The following is a 17,409-nucleotide window of genomic DNA, read 5'->3' on the forward strand; positions in this document are numbered from 1 at the left end:
CAGCAGGTATGTTTCCTGTGTATGGCCTGCAGCGCTCGATTGGTCTGGGTTGCTGTTCAGGTCATGTGCTTGAATTATTGATGGAATTCCAGGAATCGATATTATGGCACAAGATCATAACCCCTGTGAGACCATATGCTGTTGGTTCAATTATCTACAAAACCGTGTTGACCGTGTGCCTGTTCGACTGAATTGCTTTTGGTCTGGGTCTCGAATAACTGGTGTGTATTCGTATCAGCGCCCGCCTCCAGCAGCCAGCACCCCCTCTCCTGGAGATTGGAGTTTGCGCCCTGCTATCCCCCATCAGCCCGGAGTTGTGGGATATATCGCCCATAGCTCTCGATTCGGCAGAATCATTCGGCTGCTCGAGGCCGCGATCCAGTTTCGAGACGAACTCAAATCAAACATCTGATTATATCTGAAAATGATCACCTGGCCCCCAAGTTTAAAATACTTTGAGGTTGCATGGGGGAAGCGTGCGTTCCTATCGTCTTCCCACCCCGGCTGGAGAAAACAGGAAGCTTCACCTATCATACACTGGCTTTTTTGGAGATATGATGCAGTTCATCACCCCGATTTTATCCATGAATGAAGTGTGTTCTTGATAGCAATGATACAGGAGGAGGGAGGGACAGCCTCTGGAGCCTGCTGCTCCAGAGGCTGAAAAAGTTCAGGAGGGCGTGGTTATCTGTTTGAGACATTCATAGCATTCCGATATATCAGAAGCCGGAGGCGTCAGACAGCTCTTTCTGTGCTGGCAATCGGACTGGCGGTAGCTGTGAGTGTGACCTCTGTATCGCTCCAGGCCGGCTTTCAGGAGTATCTCCTAGACATAATCGTGAAAGACCTCGCGCATGTCAGCGTTAGCCCCAAGGAGGGTGAGGAGTACATCTACCTGTACAGAACGCTCATGGAGAGGATATGGCAGCTTGAAGGCGTTACCGCGGTCTCTCCACGCCTGAGCACACCCGCATCTCTTTCACACAAGAACAACGTCGAGAACGTCATTCTGATAGGTGTTATCCCATCAGAGATGGAAAGGATCTATCCAAGCATATCAGAGCGGATGGTTTATGGAGAACTGGAGTCGATCCAGCAGGAGAACAGGATTGTGATGTCTAAGAAGCTCGCCGAGAAGCTGGATGTTGAACTTGATGATACAGTGGATGCGAGGTTTCCCGATGCGAATCCGCTCAACCTCATGGTCACCGGGATATTCGATCCCCCTCAGGGCTTTCCTGAGGAGATGACATTCGTATCACTCCGCACAGCCAGGAACTTCCTGGGTGAGGGGGATGTCATAAACGGCATTGATATAAAGCTCCATGACATCTACATGGCGGATCGAATCAGCAGGGAGATATCTGCGACAGGCTACAAGGCAGAGAGCTGGCAGCAGCTGTATCCGGAGATCCTCAGGACCATTGCAATAGAGAACTTTGAGAACCGCATAATCATGCTCCTGATAATGATCATCGCGGCCTTCGGGATAGCGAGCGTGATGTACATGCTTGTTCTAGAGAAGACCTCTGAGATAGGCATGCTCATGGCTGAAGGGGCGACAGGCGCAATGATACGCAACATCTTTCTCATACAGAGCACCGTCCTGGGCCTCATCGGCGGCATCTGCGGCGCTGCGGGCGGCGTTGCCCTTTCTCTGTATCTCAAAGGCATGGAGTTCGAGGTCGAGGCTCCTGGCTGGGAGGAGTTCGTGCTGCCTGTGGTCATAGATCCCTGGAACACACTGATCATAGTGGTCGCCGCGGTCCTCCTGAGCCTAGCAGCAGGCGTGTATCCCGCGCACAAGGCATCGAAGCTCGATCCCGTAATCGCCCTGCATGGATGAGCGAGATGTTTGAGCATATCATTGCATCCCATCATATCATGAGAAACCCAAGGATGGCATTCTTCACAGTGCTCTCTGTAGCCCTGGCTGTGGCGATAATCGTCGTAATGATGGGCCTGATGGGCGGTTTCAGGGAGGAGATCATGCGCACGACCATCGAGAACAACCCTCATGTCGTGATCGAGCCAAAGGAGGGCGAGAACGAGATACATCTCTACAGAACGCTCTCTGCCATCGTATGGACGTATCCAGGGGTGGAGGCAGTCTCCCCCAGGTTGAAAGGAAAGGCGGTCGTCGAGTACAGGGACAGGGCGAGGGGTGTGGAGGTTTTGGGTGTTATCCCCACAGATGAGGATCCCCTCATGAGAGTCGAGAGGGACCTGATCGAGGGGAGCTTCATGGATCTCGAGCTGAGCAGATACTCAACGGTTATCGGCAGCAAGCTCGCCGAGGAGATAAGGGCATCGACCGGCGACAGGATAGAGCTGATCAGGCAGAACAGATCCATAAATTTAGAGATCGCAGGCATCGTGGAGACCGGCACAGCAACCGACAAAACTCTCGTGTACATCCCGCTTAAGACCGCACAGGATATCCTCGGTGAGGGCGATGTCGTCTCAGAGGTATCTGTAAGGCTTTACGACCTGTACGATGCTTCATATCTCGCGGAGGAGATCAACAGAAAAACCAGCTACACAGCCAGGAGCTGGGTTGACATCAACCGTGATATGCTGAACCTCCTCGAGACGCAGTCACGCTTTGTGGTCATATTCTACATTCTCATATTCGCGATAGCGGGATTCGGTATAGCCAATACCATGATAATGATAATAACCCGCAGGACGAAGGAGATAGGCATTTTGATGGCCATGGGCGCCACCAGGCTCTCGATAATGAAGATATTCATTCTTGAGAGCCTGATTCTCGCTCCACCATCCGCCCTCATCGGGTGCATCCTGGCGTACATCGCAGCCAGGCTCATCATGATGTATCCTGTGGAGCTGCCCAGCGAGATATACATGGTATCGAGGATGACTGTGGTGATGAAGCCTGAGTTCTTCTTCTGGGCGGTGATATACTCCATGATCGTCAATCTGGTGGCTGGACTCTATCCTGCCTACAGGGCATCAAGGCTGGATCCGGTAGAGGCCATAGCAGTCGAGTGACATCATCCGGCCACGGCCCAGGCGTTGGCTAAATCAAAGCGCGTCTGGGATCGTAACTGCTCTGGCGATGGCCGCCCTCACCTCACAGTACCTCTCCGGCATGAAGACCGGAGTTTGCGCCCTGTTACTCCCTGTCACATGCCGCCCCACGGAGGCAAGAACACGCGCGTTCGGTGCGCGGGGCAAAGTTTATTTACCGTAAATGCTGCTAGTTCACCGTTCGAGGTATGAAATCATCATGGAGCTGGAGAATCTTCGATTCGGTACGGAGCTGCTGAAGCGCGGCTTTGCCAAGATGCAGAAGGGTGGAGTCATCATGGACGTCACCACCCCTGAGCAGGCCATGATCGCTGAGGAGGCAGGAGCTGTCGCTGTCATGGCACTCCATGCGGTTCCCGCCGATATCAGAAAGATGGGTGGCGTGGCCAGGATGGCGGATCCAAAGGTCATCGAGGAGATCATCGATGCCGTGACCATACCTGTTATGGCCAAGGTCAGGATCGGCCACTTCGTAGAGGCGCAGATCCTGGAGGCGATAGGGGTGGACATGATCGACGAGTCGGAGGTTCTCACCCCTGCGGACGAGTTTCACATCGACAAAACCAAATTCAAGGTTCCGTTCGTATGCGGCGCCAGGAACCTCGGGGAGGCCCTCAGACGTATCAAGGAAGGAGCAGCCATGATACGTACCAAGGGCGAGGCGGGTACAGGTGATGTCAGCCAGGCGGTGAGGCACATGAAGATGATCATGGGCGACATCCGGAAGCTCAAGGGCATGAACAGCGAGGAGCTGATGAAGTTCGCGCGCGAGATCGAAGCAGATCCGGAGCTGGTCGCCGAGTGTGCCCGGATACAACGGCTGCCTGTGGTGAACTTTGCCGCCGGTGGCATAGCAACACCAGCAGACGCCGCTCTGATGATGCAGCTCGGCGCTGATGGTGTGTTCGTCGGCTCCGGCATATTCAAGTCCGAGAACCCGGAGGCGATGGCTTCCGCAATAGTCGAGGCTGTGCATCACTACGACGAGCCTGAGGTTCTAGCCAAGGTCTCCAGAGGTCTTGGAAGGCCGATGAAGGGCATAGACGTCGGCACCCTTCATGAAGGAGAGGCGCTGCAGGCAAGAGGCTGGTGAGCCTCAGATACCGGCTTCTTGCCTGGGAGGTAGCGTGAGGAGAATCGGGGTCATAGCTCTCCAGGGAGACGTTTCGGAGCACATCAGTGCGATAGAGGCTGCAGGCGGCCAGGCAGTCCCCGTACGCCGGGCAGGCATTATACCCACATGCTCAGGCATAGTGATCCCTGGAGGAGAGAGTACAACGATCAGCAGGCAGCTCGAGAGGACAGGAATTGCCGCTGAGATCAAGCAGGCGGCTGCGAATGGCACGCCGGTTCTCGCGACATGTGCGGGTCTTGTGCTCGCCGCGAAGGAGATCGATGCAGGCGACGTCAAACCCCTCGGACTGATCGATATCTCTGTGGGAAGAAACGCCTTCGGTCCGCAGCGCGAGTCGTTCGAGGCTGAGATAAACGTGGAAGGGTTCGACAGGCCGTACAGGGCTGTATTCATCCGCGCGCCCGTCGTCCTGAGATGTGGAGAGGGTGTGGAGAAGCTCGCACGCTTTGGAGGCCGCACGGTCGCGGTCAGGCAGGGGAACGTCATAGGTCTTGCGTTCCATCCTGAGCTCACCGGGGATCTCCGGTTTCACAAGATGCTCCTAGAGGCATGAGGTGGTTTGTATCTTCGATGGCAGGTTCGCAGTGAAAAGCTACGAGGAGATGCGCAGAGAGATGGAGGATCTCCTGAAGCGTTCCGAGCAGCTGAGAGCTGAGTCAGCATCTGCCATGGAGGAGTCGGACTCCCTTCGCAGAAGGTCTGTTGATATGCGGCAGCTCGACCCGGAGCAGGCCGAGTCCCTCTGGATCGAGTCTGATGAGCTCAGGACGAAGGCCAGGGAGCTCATGCGCGAGTCGGTGGAGCTGCGCATAAAGGCAGCGGATATAAAACACCGTCTCGATATACACGAACAGATAGAGTCGATCCCGGATAAAGCGGAAAAGCTCTGGAGAAAGGCGGTTAGGGGTTAGCGTCTCTTCAAGACGCAGGGCAGAGCGTGAAGTTATTCGAGGCTTATTTTCGTCGATATCAGTCTCATCCGTATCATATGGTGTTATCGAACGATGGCCTACTCTCCTGAAGACTTGAGCTTGCGCACTGCTACCTTTTTTCATGCTGCGGAGCCAGTTGCTTCAGCTCTCTGCGATTCATGTCCACAGCCTCTCGGGAGGGTATATAATTTAAGAGGACGTTTACATATTATCATGGCTGAAATGAAAGAAGCCATGTTTTACGAGAGGCTTGAGGGCAGCGATGTCAGATGCAACCTCTGCAGTCACAACTGCAGGATTCGTCCCGGTCACAGGGGCATCTGCGGTGTCAGGGAGAACATCAATGGAACCCTCTACTCGCTCGTTTATGGCAAAATTGTGGCTGAGCATGTCGATCCTGTGGAGAAGAAGCCTCTGTTTCACTTCCAGCCGGGCAGCAGGAGCTACTCGATCGCCACTGTCGGATGCAACTTCAGATGCATACACTGCCAGAACGCTGACATCTCCCAGATGCCCGTGGACAAAAACATGATCATCGGCAGCGAGAGATCACCAGAAGATATCGTCGCGGCGGCGCTTGAGGCCGGCGTTCAATCTATATCGTATACATACACAGAGCCAACGATATTCTTCGAGTTCGCGCTCGATACCGCTGTTAAGGCTAAGGAGTTCGGGCTCAAGAACAACTTCGTCAGCAACGGCTACATGTCGGAGGCTGCGGCAAGGGCGATCGCGCCATACTTGGACGCGATCAATATCGACCTGAAGGGAGATGATGAGTTCTACAAAAAGATATGCAGCGCCAGGGTGGAGCCCGTGAAGAGAAACATCGAGCTCTTTCCGAAGCTTGGAGTGTGGACTGAGGTCACAACTCTTGTGATCCCCGGATACAACGACTCTGTTGAGCAGCTTAGGGAGATAGCCGAGTTTCTCGCAGGAGTGAGCGTCGACATCCCATGGCATGTCTCCGCCTTCTACCCCACATACAGGCTCAGAGATGCTCCGCCGACGAGCGCGGCCACGATCCGGCGGGCCATGGGCATAGGCAGGGAGGCAGGGATCCGCTACATATACGCAGGGAACATCCCGGGTGAGGGGGAGAACACTCACTGCCACAACTGCAGTGAGCTCCTTGTCGAGCGTTTCGCCTACCGCGTGACTTTGAACAGAATAGTCGATGGCCGGTGCCCCAGGTGCAGGACACAGATCCCGGGCGTCTGGTGAACATAGGAGGAGGCATAAATAGCACATCGCTCAGATCGTGTGGCTCCAGAGGCTGTTGACCCTGACGAGCTGAGTGCATGGTCAGGTTTGTATCGAATAATGAACCGCTCTTATGTATCTGAAGGACATACAAGCTGGTTGCTGAAATCATTCAGCATCCAGAAGTGCATAGCAGGACCAGTGTCTCTTCTGGCAATTCATCATATGGATAAGAGCGTAATGAACAAGCACGCTAGACTTCAGTGCTGGCAAAACTAATAAAGGTAAAGGTATATATTGGTAGCATCGCAGCTTTGCGGAAAGATGTGAAAGCCTGGTGAAGATGATGTTTGAGAAGATATTGATCCCCACGGACTTTTCTAAGCATGCGAGAAAGGTCATAGAGTGCGCTGGTCAGATTCCGGGTGTGAAGGACGTCGTTCTCCTTCATGTCATCAGCAGGGATCCGCTTGCCAGGGTCTGGGACCCAGTTGCGGAGATCCGGGAGGCAGAGAAGAGGCTCGAGGGCGAGGCAGCCCTGCTCCATGGAATGAACGTCAAGGTCAGAGCGGTCTCCGTCTTGGAGGGCGAGGTGGCTAGCGCGATACAGAAGGTGGCAGATGAGGAAAATGTCTCTCTGGTGGCGATGGGTGCAAGGGGTAAGAGCCTGATCGAGAGCGTGCTTCTGGGCAGCGTCTCCAGAAACGTTCTGCGCTACGGTAACACGCACCTCCTTCTGATGAGATACAAGCTACTGGAAGGGGAGCCGGTGGGCATATACTGCGCGAGGCTGCTGCACAAGGTGCTTTATCCAACAGACTTCTCCCAGCCGGCAGAGGCTGCGTTATCGTTCCTGAAGAACATAAGCGAGATCGGAGAGCTGATGCTGCTCCATGTGGTCTCCAGAGGCGAGACGAAGGAGGAGATCGATTCCGCGGTGCAATACGGGACGGAGCGACTGAATGAGATCGCGGCGGAGCTCAGAAAGGGCGGGCTGAATGTGAGCACAAAGATCGTGGTCGGAGAGGCCTGTGAGCAGATAAGATCGGTCGCTGCTCAGGAAGACGTCTCCCTGATCGCGATGAGCTCGCAGGGTGCAACCGCTATCAAGAAGGGCAGGATCGGAAGCACGGCATACGGAGTGGCAAACACCGCAAGCAGGCCTGTTCTCATTCTGAGGAGCTCGAAGATCGCTATATACTGAGCTCTCAGATTTTTATAATTTTATGGACAACAGCCCGGGTGCGGGCGTGTGTCGCACAAACAATAATATTCGCGACAAATAATATTCACAACACCCAGCAAGACGACTGCATCTGCAGCCCCGCGCACTCCTGCGATGATAAAGAGCTTCAGGGCGCAGACCCCAAAAAATGTGGTCACAAGCCACATCTGGCGCCCCAGATGCAGGCTTTCTGCATAATGCGCAATCACCCCTGCTGAACAGAGCCTCCGATCAAGTTGCCTGTGCTCGCAAAGGTGCTCTGTTCTGCGCCTGGCAGGCTCATCAGACGCCTACGGGAACTCCTTCAACTTCAGCTGGACCTCCAGCTCCCTCTTCGTTCCCTTGTACTGTATCTCGATCTTCAGGGGTTCCATGGGAGTGACGCCCAGCGTCCAGTCGTCCCTTGAGACATCGACCCTGCCACCAGCCTCGATCGCAGATGCCAGATCACGAATGAACCTCGCCATCTCGGCGCGCGTCACGTATATCTCCTGCTCGAACTCCTTCTCGGTGCTCAGTGGCACTCCTGAACTTTTGCCAACTCTGCCTGGTATCTGGACCATTGGATCACCTTTTGAATCAGGTGATCCGCAACATAGATATTCTTATCGCTCTCCACAAGCGATGAGATGTCCAACTTCTTAGTAGCACTAGAGGGAGCGTGGATAGTCAGGGATGTGAAGTCTGCTGATGATGCCATCGGTGTCGCGATATCCGAGGCCGGAAAGAGGCTCAATCAGAGCAGCATGGAGTACGTCGAGGTCGAGGTCGGCCATAGCTACTGCCCGAGCTGTGAGGAGCCGCTGGAGGGGGTCCTTCTCGTTGCGGGAACCGCCCTGGTCGGCCTTGTATTCGAGATAAAGATATTCAACGCCGAGAGCGAGGAGCACGCCGGAAGGATTGCAAAGGCTATGATCGGGAAGGCTCTCGGATCGGTCCCGCTGCGTGTGATAGAGGTCGAGAGGCTGAAATAAGAACCTGAAAATCCGGAGGGTGCTCCGGGTTGTGAAATAGAATGGCAGCCGTCATCTGTTCTCGGAAAAGAATAGCGTCTACGCTCTTATCCATAATGATAACGTGCCCAAAGTAGTACTGGTCATGGTATGCATTTGTATCGAATAGATGAGTGCTTTCACCAACCACATCACATGCTGTACAAGTTGCTGCGCACATAAGAGCGTAGCATCTAATGCTTAAAATGACCGTTACACCAAAGGGATGTGCCCTGACAATGGCAGGACCCAGAAATGCAAGCCACACAGCTCTTGTTTGCCATCAGCACTCCATCCCGATTCAGAAATGCCCCACCAAAGCTTCATGCTTTATATATCTGAAGAAGAGTGTTCAGACCAAACCGCTTGGGGTTATCAGGAAATCCGCCGTCTCCCCCTCAGGCTGCGATCTGTGCTTCACTACACGCATCCGCCTCCTTCCTTTGTCGAGCCTCTCCAGTGCAAGTATCGCCTTGCAAAGGTGCTCCATCGATGTGCCCCCAACAGGTCTGAGGATTCCTGTCTCGACATCCATGTACACCTGATTTGTTACCACCACAGGTATGCTGTGCCTTCTGGCGATCTCCTGGAGCTCTGAGAGCTGTGCTGTCAGAGATCTCTTTATCTGGCGGTTGTCATTAGCTTCCAGAGCAGCTCTGTAAAGAGATGTCGCGGAATCGAGGACCACGAGCCCGAAGCCCTGACCGACGATTCTGGATGCATCCCTGATCGCCATGTGCTGCTGCTCTAGGCTGAGCGGCTGGAATACCACGATCTTCGAGGCGATCTCCTTCGCGTTCTCCCCCGCGATCTGGACGAACCGGTCAGGAGAGAAGCCCTCGGTATCTATGAATATAACACGCGATCCGAGCCTCACTGCCTGCACAGATAGCTGTATCACTATGTTGGTCTTCCCGGTGCCGGATTCGCCGTATATCTGTGTTATTATTCCGGCCTCAAATCCGCCACCGAGGAGATCATCGATGCTCTGGCACCCGGAGGGAATCCTCTTTATCATCGGCGAGAAGATGATGATGGAATACTATAAGGATTCCTGCAGAAGGGATGCTGAAGGGGGCCGCCAGGTTGGCGGTGTCGGCTGGTTGTTTTCCAGCGCGCATGCATGGAACATGCATCGCATTTTCTCAATAAATGCAGCGATATGTGCTTGCCAGTGGAGATTCACCCGTCCCTGAGTGGCACATCGATCCTCATCAGATCCGATGCTATCAGTGTCTCAGGAAAGACCTTCCGGGCATCGTTCAGAAGCGGCGTAGTGTCCTCCGAGTACCTGGAGCTTATGTGTGTCAGAACCAGTCTTCTCACACCTGCTCTTGCTGCAAGCGCAGCGGCCTCTCCTGCGGTTGTGTGCTTCGTCTCCACCGCCCACTCGAGCATATCATCTGCCAGCGCGCCGTCGTGTATGAGCAGATCCGCGTTCCTGCTCGCCTCCTCGATCTCCGCAGTCGGCCTGGTGTCCCCGCTGTACACGATCTTCCTGCCAGGCCTGGGAGCGCCCAGGACGTCCTCCGGCCTCACAACCCTTCCGTCGATCTCCACGATCTCCCCCTTCTGGAGCCTTCCAAACATGGGTCCAACAGGAACACCGAGCTCAATCGCGCGCTCCTTGTTGAACCTTCCGGGCCGCATGTCCTCCAGCAGCATGTACCCAAGGCTCGGCACGCTGTGCTGGGTTGCGATCGCCGTAACTGTGTATCCATTCATCCGCACAGCATCTCCGGGCCTCATCTCCATCGCTCTGACCTCGAAGTCACGCGTGCAGCATCCCAGGCTGTTCAGGATGCTCACCATCCTCGCCGTGCGCGGAGGGCCGGCTATCACGAGCGGGTTCTCTCTCCCCTGGAATGCCATCGTCTCCAGAAGCCCTGGTATTCCAAGTATGTGGTCCGCATGAAGATGGGTCAAAAATATGTGGCTCAGCCGCATCATGCCGGTCCTCGCGATCATCATCTGCCTCTGGGTGCCCTCACCGCAGTCGAAGAGAAGAAGATCACCCTCCCTGTTCACAAGAATAGCCGGCAGGCTCCTGTCAGGTGTGGGCAGAGAGCCAGCTGTACCTAAAAAGATGACCTGGAGCAAAAGATCACCATCGCATCAGTGCATGTAGCTGTCGAGCCGCCTGAGACCTTCCATCTCGCTCCTGTCCATCCCCGAGATCTCTATAATCCTCTGCTGGATGTGGATCGGCGCCTTGGCCCTTATCGCCAGCGCAAGACAGTCGCTCGGCCTTGCATCGAGCTCGCTCCTCTTGGAGCCGTGCACCAGCGAGAGCCTGGCATAGTATATGCCCCCCTCGAGATCGTCTATGAGCACATCCGAGATCGTCGCCTCCAGGCATTCCAGGACGGATATGAAGAGATCGTGCGTCATCGGCCTGGGCGAGACCTCTCCGGAGAGGGCATTGTGGATGGATATCGCCTCTGAAAGCCCGACGAATATCGGAACTATACGTGACTTCTCATCCTCCAGGAGGACCACGGGTGAGGGGGATCCGCCAAGCGTCTCCGCTATGTAAACGCCCTTCACGCGCACAGGCACAACGCTATCCTCACCAGCATCCTCATAGATTTCATCTGACATTTGACTTCCTCTCAAAGAAGGGAGATCGTACTTCGCCCATGGGGTTTCAGGCTCTTGCCACTGAGACCCTTATCTTTACGCCGTCCACCTCCCAGTCCTTGGTAAGTTCTCCCTCAAGATCTAAATCATTTCCTATTCTTAAGAGAGTCGCCCTCACTTCGCTGCTTATGTAGTCCCTCCAGCCTGATACGAGATCGACTACCTCATTGCTGTTCAGCGCGACGGAGACCCGGATCATCTCATCCACCTTCAGATCCAGATCCTTCCTCATATCCTGTATCCTCCGTATTATCTCGCGCGCGTATCCCTCTGCCCTGAGCTCGTCTGTAAGTGATACATCCACGTAAACAGTACCCTTTGAGAACTCAGCCGGTATGAGGTTCGCAGGAGGTATCTCCCTGAACTCAACCATCTCCTCTGTGATCATGTAGCTCCTGCCCTTCCATTCCAGTGGCTCTCCACTCTCGATGATCCGCTTCACCTCCTTCGGATTCATGGATGTAAGAGCCTCGACCACATCCCTCGACTCTCCCTTGAAGACAGGCCCTATCTTCTTCTGGACGACAGAGATCTCCAGGTTCATCTCAGGCTTCTCTCCAGGCGGGAGGATGATCACCTCCTTGGAGTTTGTCTGCGTCCTGAGAACGTGGAGAAGATCCCTGAGATCGAGCTGCTCATCAGATGCGATTATTATCCTGGATACCGGCCAGCGGAGCTTTCTTCCTCCCTTCTGCCTCGCATTGGCTGCAGCTTCAGAGATCTCCCTGACGTAGCTCATGCTCTCCTCGAGCCCTTTGTCTATCAGATCCTCTCTGTAACCGGGCCAGTCGCACATGTGAACAGACTCAGGGGCGCTTGGATCCAGACCCCTCACAAGGTTCTGATAGATGCTCTCAGCGAGGAACGGCGTGAATGGAGCCATAAGCTTCACAAGGGTTGACATGACATTGTAGAGGGTTGCATAGGCTGCGAGTTTATCCGGATCCTCTGTCTCTATCCAGGTCCTGGGCCGCACCAGCTGGATGTACCATCTCGATAGATCCTCAAGTACGAACTCCTGCAGAGATCTCGTCGCCCTGTGGAGCATGTATCCGGACATATTCTCCTCGATCTCCTTTGCCAGCGAGTTCACCCTTGAGATGATCCAGCGGTCCTCAGGTCTCAGGTCATACTTGCTCGTATCCGCTTTTGATATGTCAAATCTGTCAAGAACCATGTAGGGCAGGGGGAAGCGGTAGGCGTTCCAGAGGATGTTCAGCATTCGATTCACATTCATCGCCCCCTCCCAGCTGAAGTGGAGGTCCTCCCAGGGCGCATTCGATGAGAGGACGTAGAATCGCAGGGTGTCTGCGCCGTATCTTTCAACAACATCCTCCGGATGCACGACATTGCCTATGCTCTTCGACATCTTCCTGCCCTGCTCGTCGAGGGTAAAACCATGCATTAACACACTCTTGTACGGGGCTCTTCCGAATGCGACCATGCTCGCGCCGAGCTGCGAGTAGAACCAGCCTCTTGTCTGGTCATGCCCCTCTGTTATGAAGTCTGCAGGCCACCAGACTCTGAACTCCTCCTCATCTCTAGGAAAGTTCAGCGTGGCCCAGGAGGCGACGGCGCTGTCGAACCACACATCGAAGACGTCCGGTACTCTTTCCATCGCACCGCCGCAGCTGCATCTCAGCCTCACATCATCCACGGCGGGTCGGTGCAGATCCTCCACAGGCCGGCCAGCCCTCGCCTCGAGCTCTGCGGCTGTGCCGATGACATCCATGGCGCCGCAGCTCCTGCAGATCCAGATCGGCAGGGGTATTCCCCAGTACCGCTGCCTCGATATGCACCAGTCGCGTGCATTCGATATCCAGTCTTTGAATCTCGCAGATCCCGCCCAATCCGGGTACCATGAGACCCTCTCGATCTCCTTGAGCATCTGATCCCTGAGCTCAGATATCCCGATGAACCACTGCCTCGTCGCTATGAATATTATCGGCGTCTTGCACCTCCAGCAGTGGCCGTATCGATGCACCAGCTCTCCGCTCGCGAGGAGTGCCCCTCTCTCCATGAGATCCTCCACGACCTCTGGGTTTGCGTCCCTGACATACTTCCCCTCGTACTTCTTGCCCGCCTCTGATGTGTATCTCCCGTCCTCCCCGACTGGACAGAATATCGGGAGCCTCTTCTCGAGACCCAGCTCGTAATCCTCGAGGCCGTGGCCTGGGGCTATGTGCACGATTCCGGTGTTCTCAGCGGTAACGAAATCTGCCAGGTGAACTCTGTGGACGATATCTCTCTGCGCTGGCACCAGATCCTGGAGCGGGTTTTTGTACGTCAGCGAGAGCAGGTCCTCCCCCCGCATGCTCTCCAGTATCTCATAATCCACGTACCTTCCCTGCTTCAGGACATTCTCGATCAGGTCCGTTGCCATTATGAGGATCTCATATGTGCCATCCCTGCGCCAGGCCCTGACCTTTGAGTACATGAAATCTTTATGAACAGCGACAGCAACGTTCGCTGGAATTGTCCAGGGTGTTGTGGTCCATATCACGATGTATGTGTTATCCTCGCCCTCCACGGGGAACTTGACATATATCGATGGGTCGCTCTCATCCCAGTACTCGACCTCGGAGTCGGCGATGGCCGTCTGGCACCTCGGACACCAGTTAACCACCCTCAAACCCCTCTCCAGCAGCCCCCGTTCATGCGCTCTCTTCAGCGTCCACCATGCTGCCTCTATGTACTCGTTCTTCAGAGTCATGTACGGGTTGTCCCAGTCGAGCCAGACCCCCAGGGACTTGAACTGCTCCGTCATCTCGTCCTTCTGTCTCAATGCGAAGCTCTTGCACTGCTCGATGAACCTGTCAACTCCATATGACTCGATATCCCTCTTGCTTCTGAATCCGAGGTGCTCCTCGACTTTGACCTCTATCGGGAGGCCGTGCATGTCCCATCCGGCCCGGTCCTTGAGATCGTATCCTCTCATGGACATGTATCTGAGAATCGAGTCCTTGATCACCTTGTTCCAGGCCGTGCCGAGGTGAATCCTGCCGGTTGTGTACGGTGGGCCGTCAACGAAGAAGAACCGCCTTCCACCTGACCGCAGTCTCCTCACCTTGTGATAGGTATCCTCTCTATGCCAGAACTCCCTGACCTCATCCTCGACATTCTTGGGATTGTACTGTCCTGGAACCTCGACGATCACACCCAGTCCTCCAGTAAAACAGCTCGACCATTTGGCGATGCTCTATTTAGCCTTTATGCGGTCTCTGATCTGCCCGATTTTTGCGAGATTGCGTCACACTCCCAGATCTTAATGTTTTTATGCGCTCCAGGAGCCTGTGGTCAGGCAAACGCAGTCGATCTTCTATAAAAATGACTCTTGGCCACCTCTGCTGTGAGAACGTATACGGCCACAATCACGACGGTTGCAGCCAGAAAGCTCAGGGGCAGCGGCGTGAACATGAACAGACCTCCCAATGGCGTGTATGGCAGCAGAAATGCAGCCGCTCCCACTGCAAGAGTTGATATGATGAGATACCTGCTCGGCACCGATCTGAAGAACGGCCGCCTTGTGCGTATGACCAGGACAACCATCGAGGCGGATATCACGGACTCCATGAACCAGCCCGTTCGGAACTGAGCTGTGGTGGCGTGCAGGAGAAACAGAAGCGCTCCAAAGGTCAGATAGTCGAACAGAGAGCTCAGCATCCCGAATACAGCCATGAAGTTGCGGATGAACCGTATCGACCAACGTCTGGGCCTGACCAGATATTCAGGATCAACAGAGTCGCTGGCTATGGCCATCTCCGGCAGGTCTGTGAGGAGGTTTGTCAGGAGCACCTGGACAGGAAGCATGGGGAGAAACGGCAGGAAGATCGAGAGCAGGGCCATGCTGAACATGTTTCCGAAGTTGGCGGATGTCGCCATGAAGACGTACTTCATAGTATTGGCGAATGTCTTCCGGCCTGCAACCACTCCCCTGTGAAGAACGTTCAGATCTTTTTCCATGAGAACGATATCAGCCGCATCCTTGGCAACATCCACCGCATTCTCGACGGAGATGCTGATGTCCGATGCATGCAGGGCAGATACATCGTTGATGCCATCCCCCATGTAGCCGACCACATCGCCATTTCTTCTGATGGCAAGGATTATCCGCTCCTTCTGGTTCGGCTCGACCTCCGCGAAGATATCCACATCGCGAACTAATCTCTGAAGCGCCTCGTCGCTGACCCGTCTGAGGTCGCTGCCTGTGAGAACGATCTCCTTTCTCAAGCCGACCTGTTCACCAACAGTAGATGCCACAAGTTTGTTGTCCCCTGTGATCATCTTGAGGCTCACGCCAAGGCCTGCGAGGTCTGCTACCGTTTTGGCTATTCCCTCCTTTACGGGATCGAAGAATATCAGAAAGCCGAGAAATGTCATATCGCGCTCATCATCCTTCGTCACTGGTCTTCCAGATATCTTCCTGAAGGCGATACCCAGCACCCTGTATCCCTTGCTGCTGTAATCGCTGAATATCTGCTGTATGTTCTCTTTTACGGAATCGAGAGCAACGATGCCATCTGATGTCTGGGCTGAGCTGCACACCTCCAGAACGTTTCTCAGGGCGCCCTTGGTGATCATAATGTTCTCTTCATCTCTGGAGACGAGGATGCTCAGCCTCTTGCGAACAAAGTCATACGGGACCTCGTCAAGCTTCTCGAATCCTGAGACGTCTGGCTGGCGATAGCTGAGTATCGCCTGATCTATGGGACTGGTGAAGCCGGTTTCGTGAAATGCGTTGACATATGCTAAAAGGAAAACGTTCTGGTTCTCCTTTCCATCCACATCCAGGGCAGCATGCATCTTTGCTGCGCCTTCGGTGAGCGTTCCGGTCTTGTCGCAGCAGAGGACGTTCATACTGCCGAAGTTCTCTATGGATGCAAGCCGCCTGACGATCACCCGGAGCGTGGCCATCTCCCTCGCTCCATGTGCCAGGTTGACGCTAACTATCGCCGGGAGGAGCTGTGGTGTCAGGCCCACGGCCAGTGCAAGGGAAAACAGAAACGACTCGAGCACAGGCCTGTTCAGATAAACATTGATGGCGAATATCGCCACAACAAGCAGCAGCGTGAGCTCCATGAGAAAATACCCAAAATTCCTGAGGCCCCTTTCAAAATCTGTCTCCGGCCTTCTGAGCTCAAGATGATGTGAGATCCTGCCGAACTCGGTATCTCTTCCTGTATGCACCACGATGGCAGTTGCCCTTCCGCTGACGACATTTGTTCCCATGAACAGGCTGTTGCGCCTTTCTGCAAGGGGTGCATCCGCCGGGAGATCTTCATCAATCTTCTCAACGGGATACGTCTCGCCCGTAAGCGCGGCCTCGTTGACAAAGAGATCTCTGGACTCGATGATGCGGCAGTCACCCGGGATGATATCTCCTGCTTTGAGGATTACGATATCCCCCGGCACGATATTCTCAACTGGGATCTCCTTTTCGGAGCTCGCCCGCAGGACGGTTGCACGGACCTGAACCATGGCCAGAAGCCTGGCTATTGTGTCTGCAGCGGTTCTCTCCTGCCAGAATCCCAGGATCCCGCTGGCGAAGACTATTGCAAGCACAATGCCAGCCTCTATCGTCTGGTGGAGGTACACTGAGAGCAGCGCGGCGAACACGAGCAGCAGAACTATGGGGCTTCTGAACTGGGAGAGCAGGAGAAATAGATCTCCAGGTCTTCTCATCTCTCTGGGAATGTTAGACCCGTACTTTCTCAGCCTCTCCGCGGCCTCATCTTCCGTCAGACCATCTGGCCCCGTGCCGAGCTCTTCCATCACCCTCTCCGCGCTCAGCGCCCAGAATGCAGAAACATTGCGTTCTGCTCTAAGTCCATCGTGCATATGGCGAAATCCTCTCCACGGTTCTCTTGCGCTGGTTGCAGGCGTGAGGATACTGCATCTCCCGGGACATCTATATGACTCGATATCCCTCTTGCTTCCGAATCGCATGGACACCTGAAGCACCAAGCTACTGGAAATGCCCCAGATATGCAGATACCATCCAGATGGCCATGAGGGTGATCGCTAGAACCATAAGAACCGCAGCCATTCGTTGATCTGAGCCTATCACCACCGGAAGAGGGCCGATCATGACAACCGCTCCACCCTTGATATCCGTTCTCCGCTCCGCGGGCATCACCGTCTCCTCCATCTCCTCGTATCTCCGCTCACGCATGATGCTATCGAGCATCAGAATCATGATCCCGGAGATGATCATAAGGATCCCAAGCAACA

16 protein-coding genes are annotated in these 17,409 nt (G+C 54.6%); 8 read left to right on the forward strand and 8 right to left on the reverse strand.

The features are described from left to right. Window positions 1–751 precede the first annotated feature (751 nt). The gene (locus MTHE_RS04770) at window positions 752–1,846 is read left to right on the forward strand and encodes an ABC transporter permease (RefSeq protein WP_011696100.1); all 1,095 of its coding nucleotides are present in this window, start codon (window positions 752–754) and stop codon (window positions 1,844–1,846) included. Window positions 1,847–1,884: 38 nt separating this feature from the next. Continuing rightward, a complete protein-coding gene (locus MTHE_RS04775; protein WP_232840818.1) occupies window positions 1,885–3,012 on the forward strand; it encodes an ABC transporter permease in 1,128 nt (375 codons plus the stop codon). 33 nt (window positions 3,013–3,045) lie between these two features. Here MTHE_RS04775 and MTHE_RS04780 read toward each other — a convergent pair whose 3' ends face one another. Then, complete coding sequence (locus MTHE_RS04780) at window positions 3,046–3,198, reverse strand: hypothetical protein (protein WP_175265807.1); 153 nt, start codon at window positions 3,196–3,198, stop codon at window positions 3,046–3,048. Between the two features lie 52 nt (window positions 3,199–3,250). Here MTHE_RS04780 and pdxS point away from each other — a divergent pair, with 52 nt between their 5' ends. From pdxS to MTHE_RS04805, 5 genes are all read left to right on the forward strand, one after another. Then, on the forward strand, window positions 3,251–4,144 hold the full coding sequence (pdxS, locus tag MTHE_RS04785) for a pyridoxal 5'-phosphate synthase lyase subunit PdxS (RefSeq protein ID WP_011696102.1): 894 nt from the start codon (window positions 3,251–3,253) through the stop codon (window positions 4,142–4,144). Window positions 4,145–4,178: 34 nt separating this feature from the next. Continuing rightward, window positions 4,179–4,739, forward strand: coding sequence for a pyridoxal 5'-phosphate synthase glutaminase subunit PdxT (gene pdxT, locus MTHE_RS04790; RefSeq protein ID WP_011696103.1), 561 nt, complete (start codon window positions 4,179–4,181; stop codon window positions 4,737–4,739). A gap of 1 nt (window position 4,740) precedes the next feature. Beyond that, window positions 4,741–5,097, forward strand: coding sequence for a hypothetical protein (locus MTHE_RS04795; RefSeq protein WP_011696104.1), 357 nt, complete (start codon window positions 4,741–4,743; stop codon window positions 5,095–5,097). A gap of 243 nt (window positions 5,098–5,340) precedes the next feature. Beyond that, the gene (amrS, locus tag MTHE_RS04800) at window positions 5,341–6,342 is read left to right on the forward strand and encodes an AmmeMemoRadiSam system radical SAM enzyme (protein ID WP_011696105.1); all 1,002 of its coding nucleotides are present in this window, start codon (window positions 5,341–5,343) and stop codon (window positions 6,340–6,342) included. A gap of 325 nt (window positions 6,343–6,667) precedes the next feature. Beyond that, window positions 6,668–7,525, forward strand: coding sequence for a universal stress protein (locus tag MTHE_RS04805; RefSeq protein WP_011696106.1), 858 nt, complete (start codon window positions 6,668–6,670; stop codon window positions 7,523–7,525). Between the two features lie 311 nt (window positions 7,526–7,836). Here the strand turns inward: MTHE_RS04805 and MTHE_RS04810 are convergent, their stop codons facing one another. Beyond that, window positions 7,837–8,109 (reverse strand): amphi-Trp domain-containing protein, encoded by a 273-nt coding sequence (locus MTHE_RS04810; protein ID WP_011696107.1) that lies wholly within the window; start codon window positions 8,107–8,109, stop codon window positions 7,837–7,839. A gap of 66 nt (window positions 8,110–8,175) precedes the next feature. Here MTHE_RS04810 and MTHE_RS04815 point away from each other — a divergent pair, with 66 nt between their 5' ends. Continuing rightward, a complete protein-coding gene (locus MTHE_RS04815) occupies window positions 8,176–8,520 on the forward strand; it encodes a DUF555 domain-containing protein (RefSeq protein ID WP_011696108.1) in 345 nt (114 codons plus the stop codon). Window positions 8,521–8,890: 370 nt separating this feature from the next. Here the strand turns inward: MTHE_RS04815 and radB are convergent, their stop codons facing one another. The 6 genes from radB to MTHE_RS04845 all read right to left on the reverse strand — a co-directional run bounded on the left by radB (window position 8,891) and on the right by MTHE_RS04845 (window position 17,407). Then, on the reverse strand, window positions 8,891–9,556 hold the full coding sequence (gene radB / locus MTHE_RS04820; protein WP_011696109.1) for a DNA repair and recombination protein RadB: 666 nt from the start codon (window positions 9,554–9,556) through the stop codon (window positions 8,891–8,893). Window positions 9,557–9,720: 164 nt separating this feature from the next. Further along, window positions 9,721–10,638, reverse strand: a complete 918-nt coding sequence (locus MTHE_RS04825; RefSeq protein WP_011696110.1) for a ribonuclease Z — start codon at window positions 10,636–10,638, stop codon at window positions 9,721–9,723. A gap of 15 nt (window positions 10,639–10,653) precedes the next feature. Beyond that, on the reverse strand, window positions 10,654–11,139 hold the full coding sequence (locus tag MTHE_RS04830) for a bifunctional nuclease family protein (protein ID WP_011696111.1): 486 nt from the start codon (window positions 11,137–11,139) through the stop codon (window positions 10,654–10,656). Between the two features lie 46 nt (window positions 11,140–11,185). Continuing rightward, window positions 11,186–14,335, reverse strand: coding sequence for an isoleucine--tRNA ligase (ileS, locus tag MTHE_RS04835; protein WP_011696112.1), 3,150 nt, complete (start codon window positions 14,333–14,335; stop codon window positions 11,186–11,188). Between the two features lie 140 nt (window positions 14,336–14,475). Next, window positions 14,476–17,016, reverse strand: a complete 2,541-nt coding sequence (gene mgtA, locus MTHE_RS04840) for a magnesium-translocating P-type ATPase (protein WP_011696113.1) — start codon at window positions 17,014–17,016, stop codon at window positions 14,476–14,478. 127 nt (window positions 17,017–17,143) lie between these two features. Continuing rightward, the gene (locus MTHE_RS04845) at window positions 17,144–17,407 is read right to left on the reverse strand and encodes a TIGR00304 family membrane protein (protein WP_175265808.1); all 264 of its coding nucleotides are present in this window, start codon (window positions 17,405–17,407) and stop codon (window positions 17,144–17,146) included. Between the last annotated feature and the right edge of the window lie 2 nt (window positions 17,408–17,409).

It is taken from the genome of Methanothrix thermoacetophila PT, assembly GCF_000014945.1.
GTDB lineage: Archaea > Halobacteriota > Methanosarcinia > Methanotrichales > Methanotrichaceae > Methanothrix_B > Methanothrix_B thermoacetophila.

Coding starts and splice junctions, on each gene's coding strand:
- MTHE_RS04775 (WP_232840818.1), top strand. CDS start 1,885: ATGAGAAACCCAAGGATGGCATTCTTCACAGTGCTCTCTGTAGCCCTG.
- pdxS (WP_011696102.1), top strand. CDS start 3,251: ATGGAGCTGGAGAATCTTCGATTCGGTACGGAGCTGCTGAAGCGCGGC.
- amrS (WP_011696105.1), top strand. CDS start 5,341: ATGAAAGAAGCCATGTTTTACGAGAGGCTTGAGGGCAGCGATGTCAGA.
- MTHE_RS04805 (WP_011696106.1), top strand. CDS start 6,668: ATGTTTGAGAAGATATTGATCCCCACGGACTTTTCTAAGCATGCGAGA.
- MTHE_RS04810 (WP_011696107.1), bottom strand. CDS start 8,109: ATGGTCCAGATACCAGGCAGAGTTGGCAAAAGTTCAGGAGTGCCACTG.
- MTHE_RS04815 (WP_011696108.1), top strand. CDS start 8,176: ATGTCCAACTTCTTAGTAGCACTAGAGGGAGCGTGGATAGTCAGGGAT.
- radB (WP_011696109.1), bottom strand. CDS start 9,556: ATGATAAAGAGGATTCCCTCCGGGTGCCAGAGCATCGATGATCTCCTC.
- MTHE_RS04830 (WP_011696111.1), bottom strand. CDS start 11,139: ATGTCAGATGAAATCTATGAGGATGCTGGTGAGGATAGCGTTGTGCCT.
- mgtA (WP_011696113.1), bottom strand. CDS start 17,016: ATGCACGATGGACTTAGAGCAGAACGCAATGTTTCTGCATTCTGGGCG.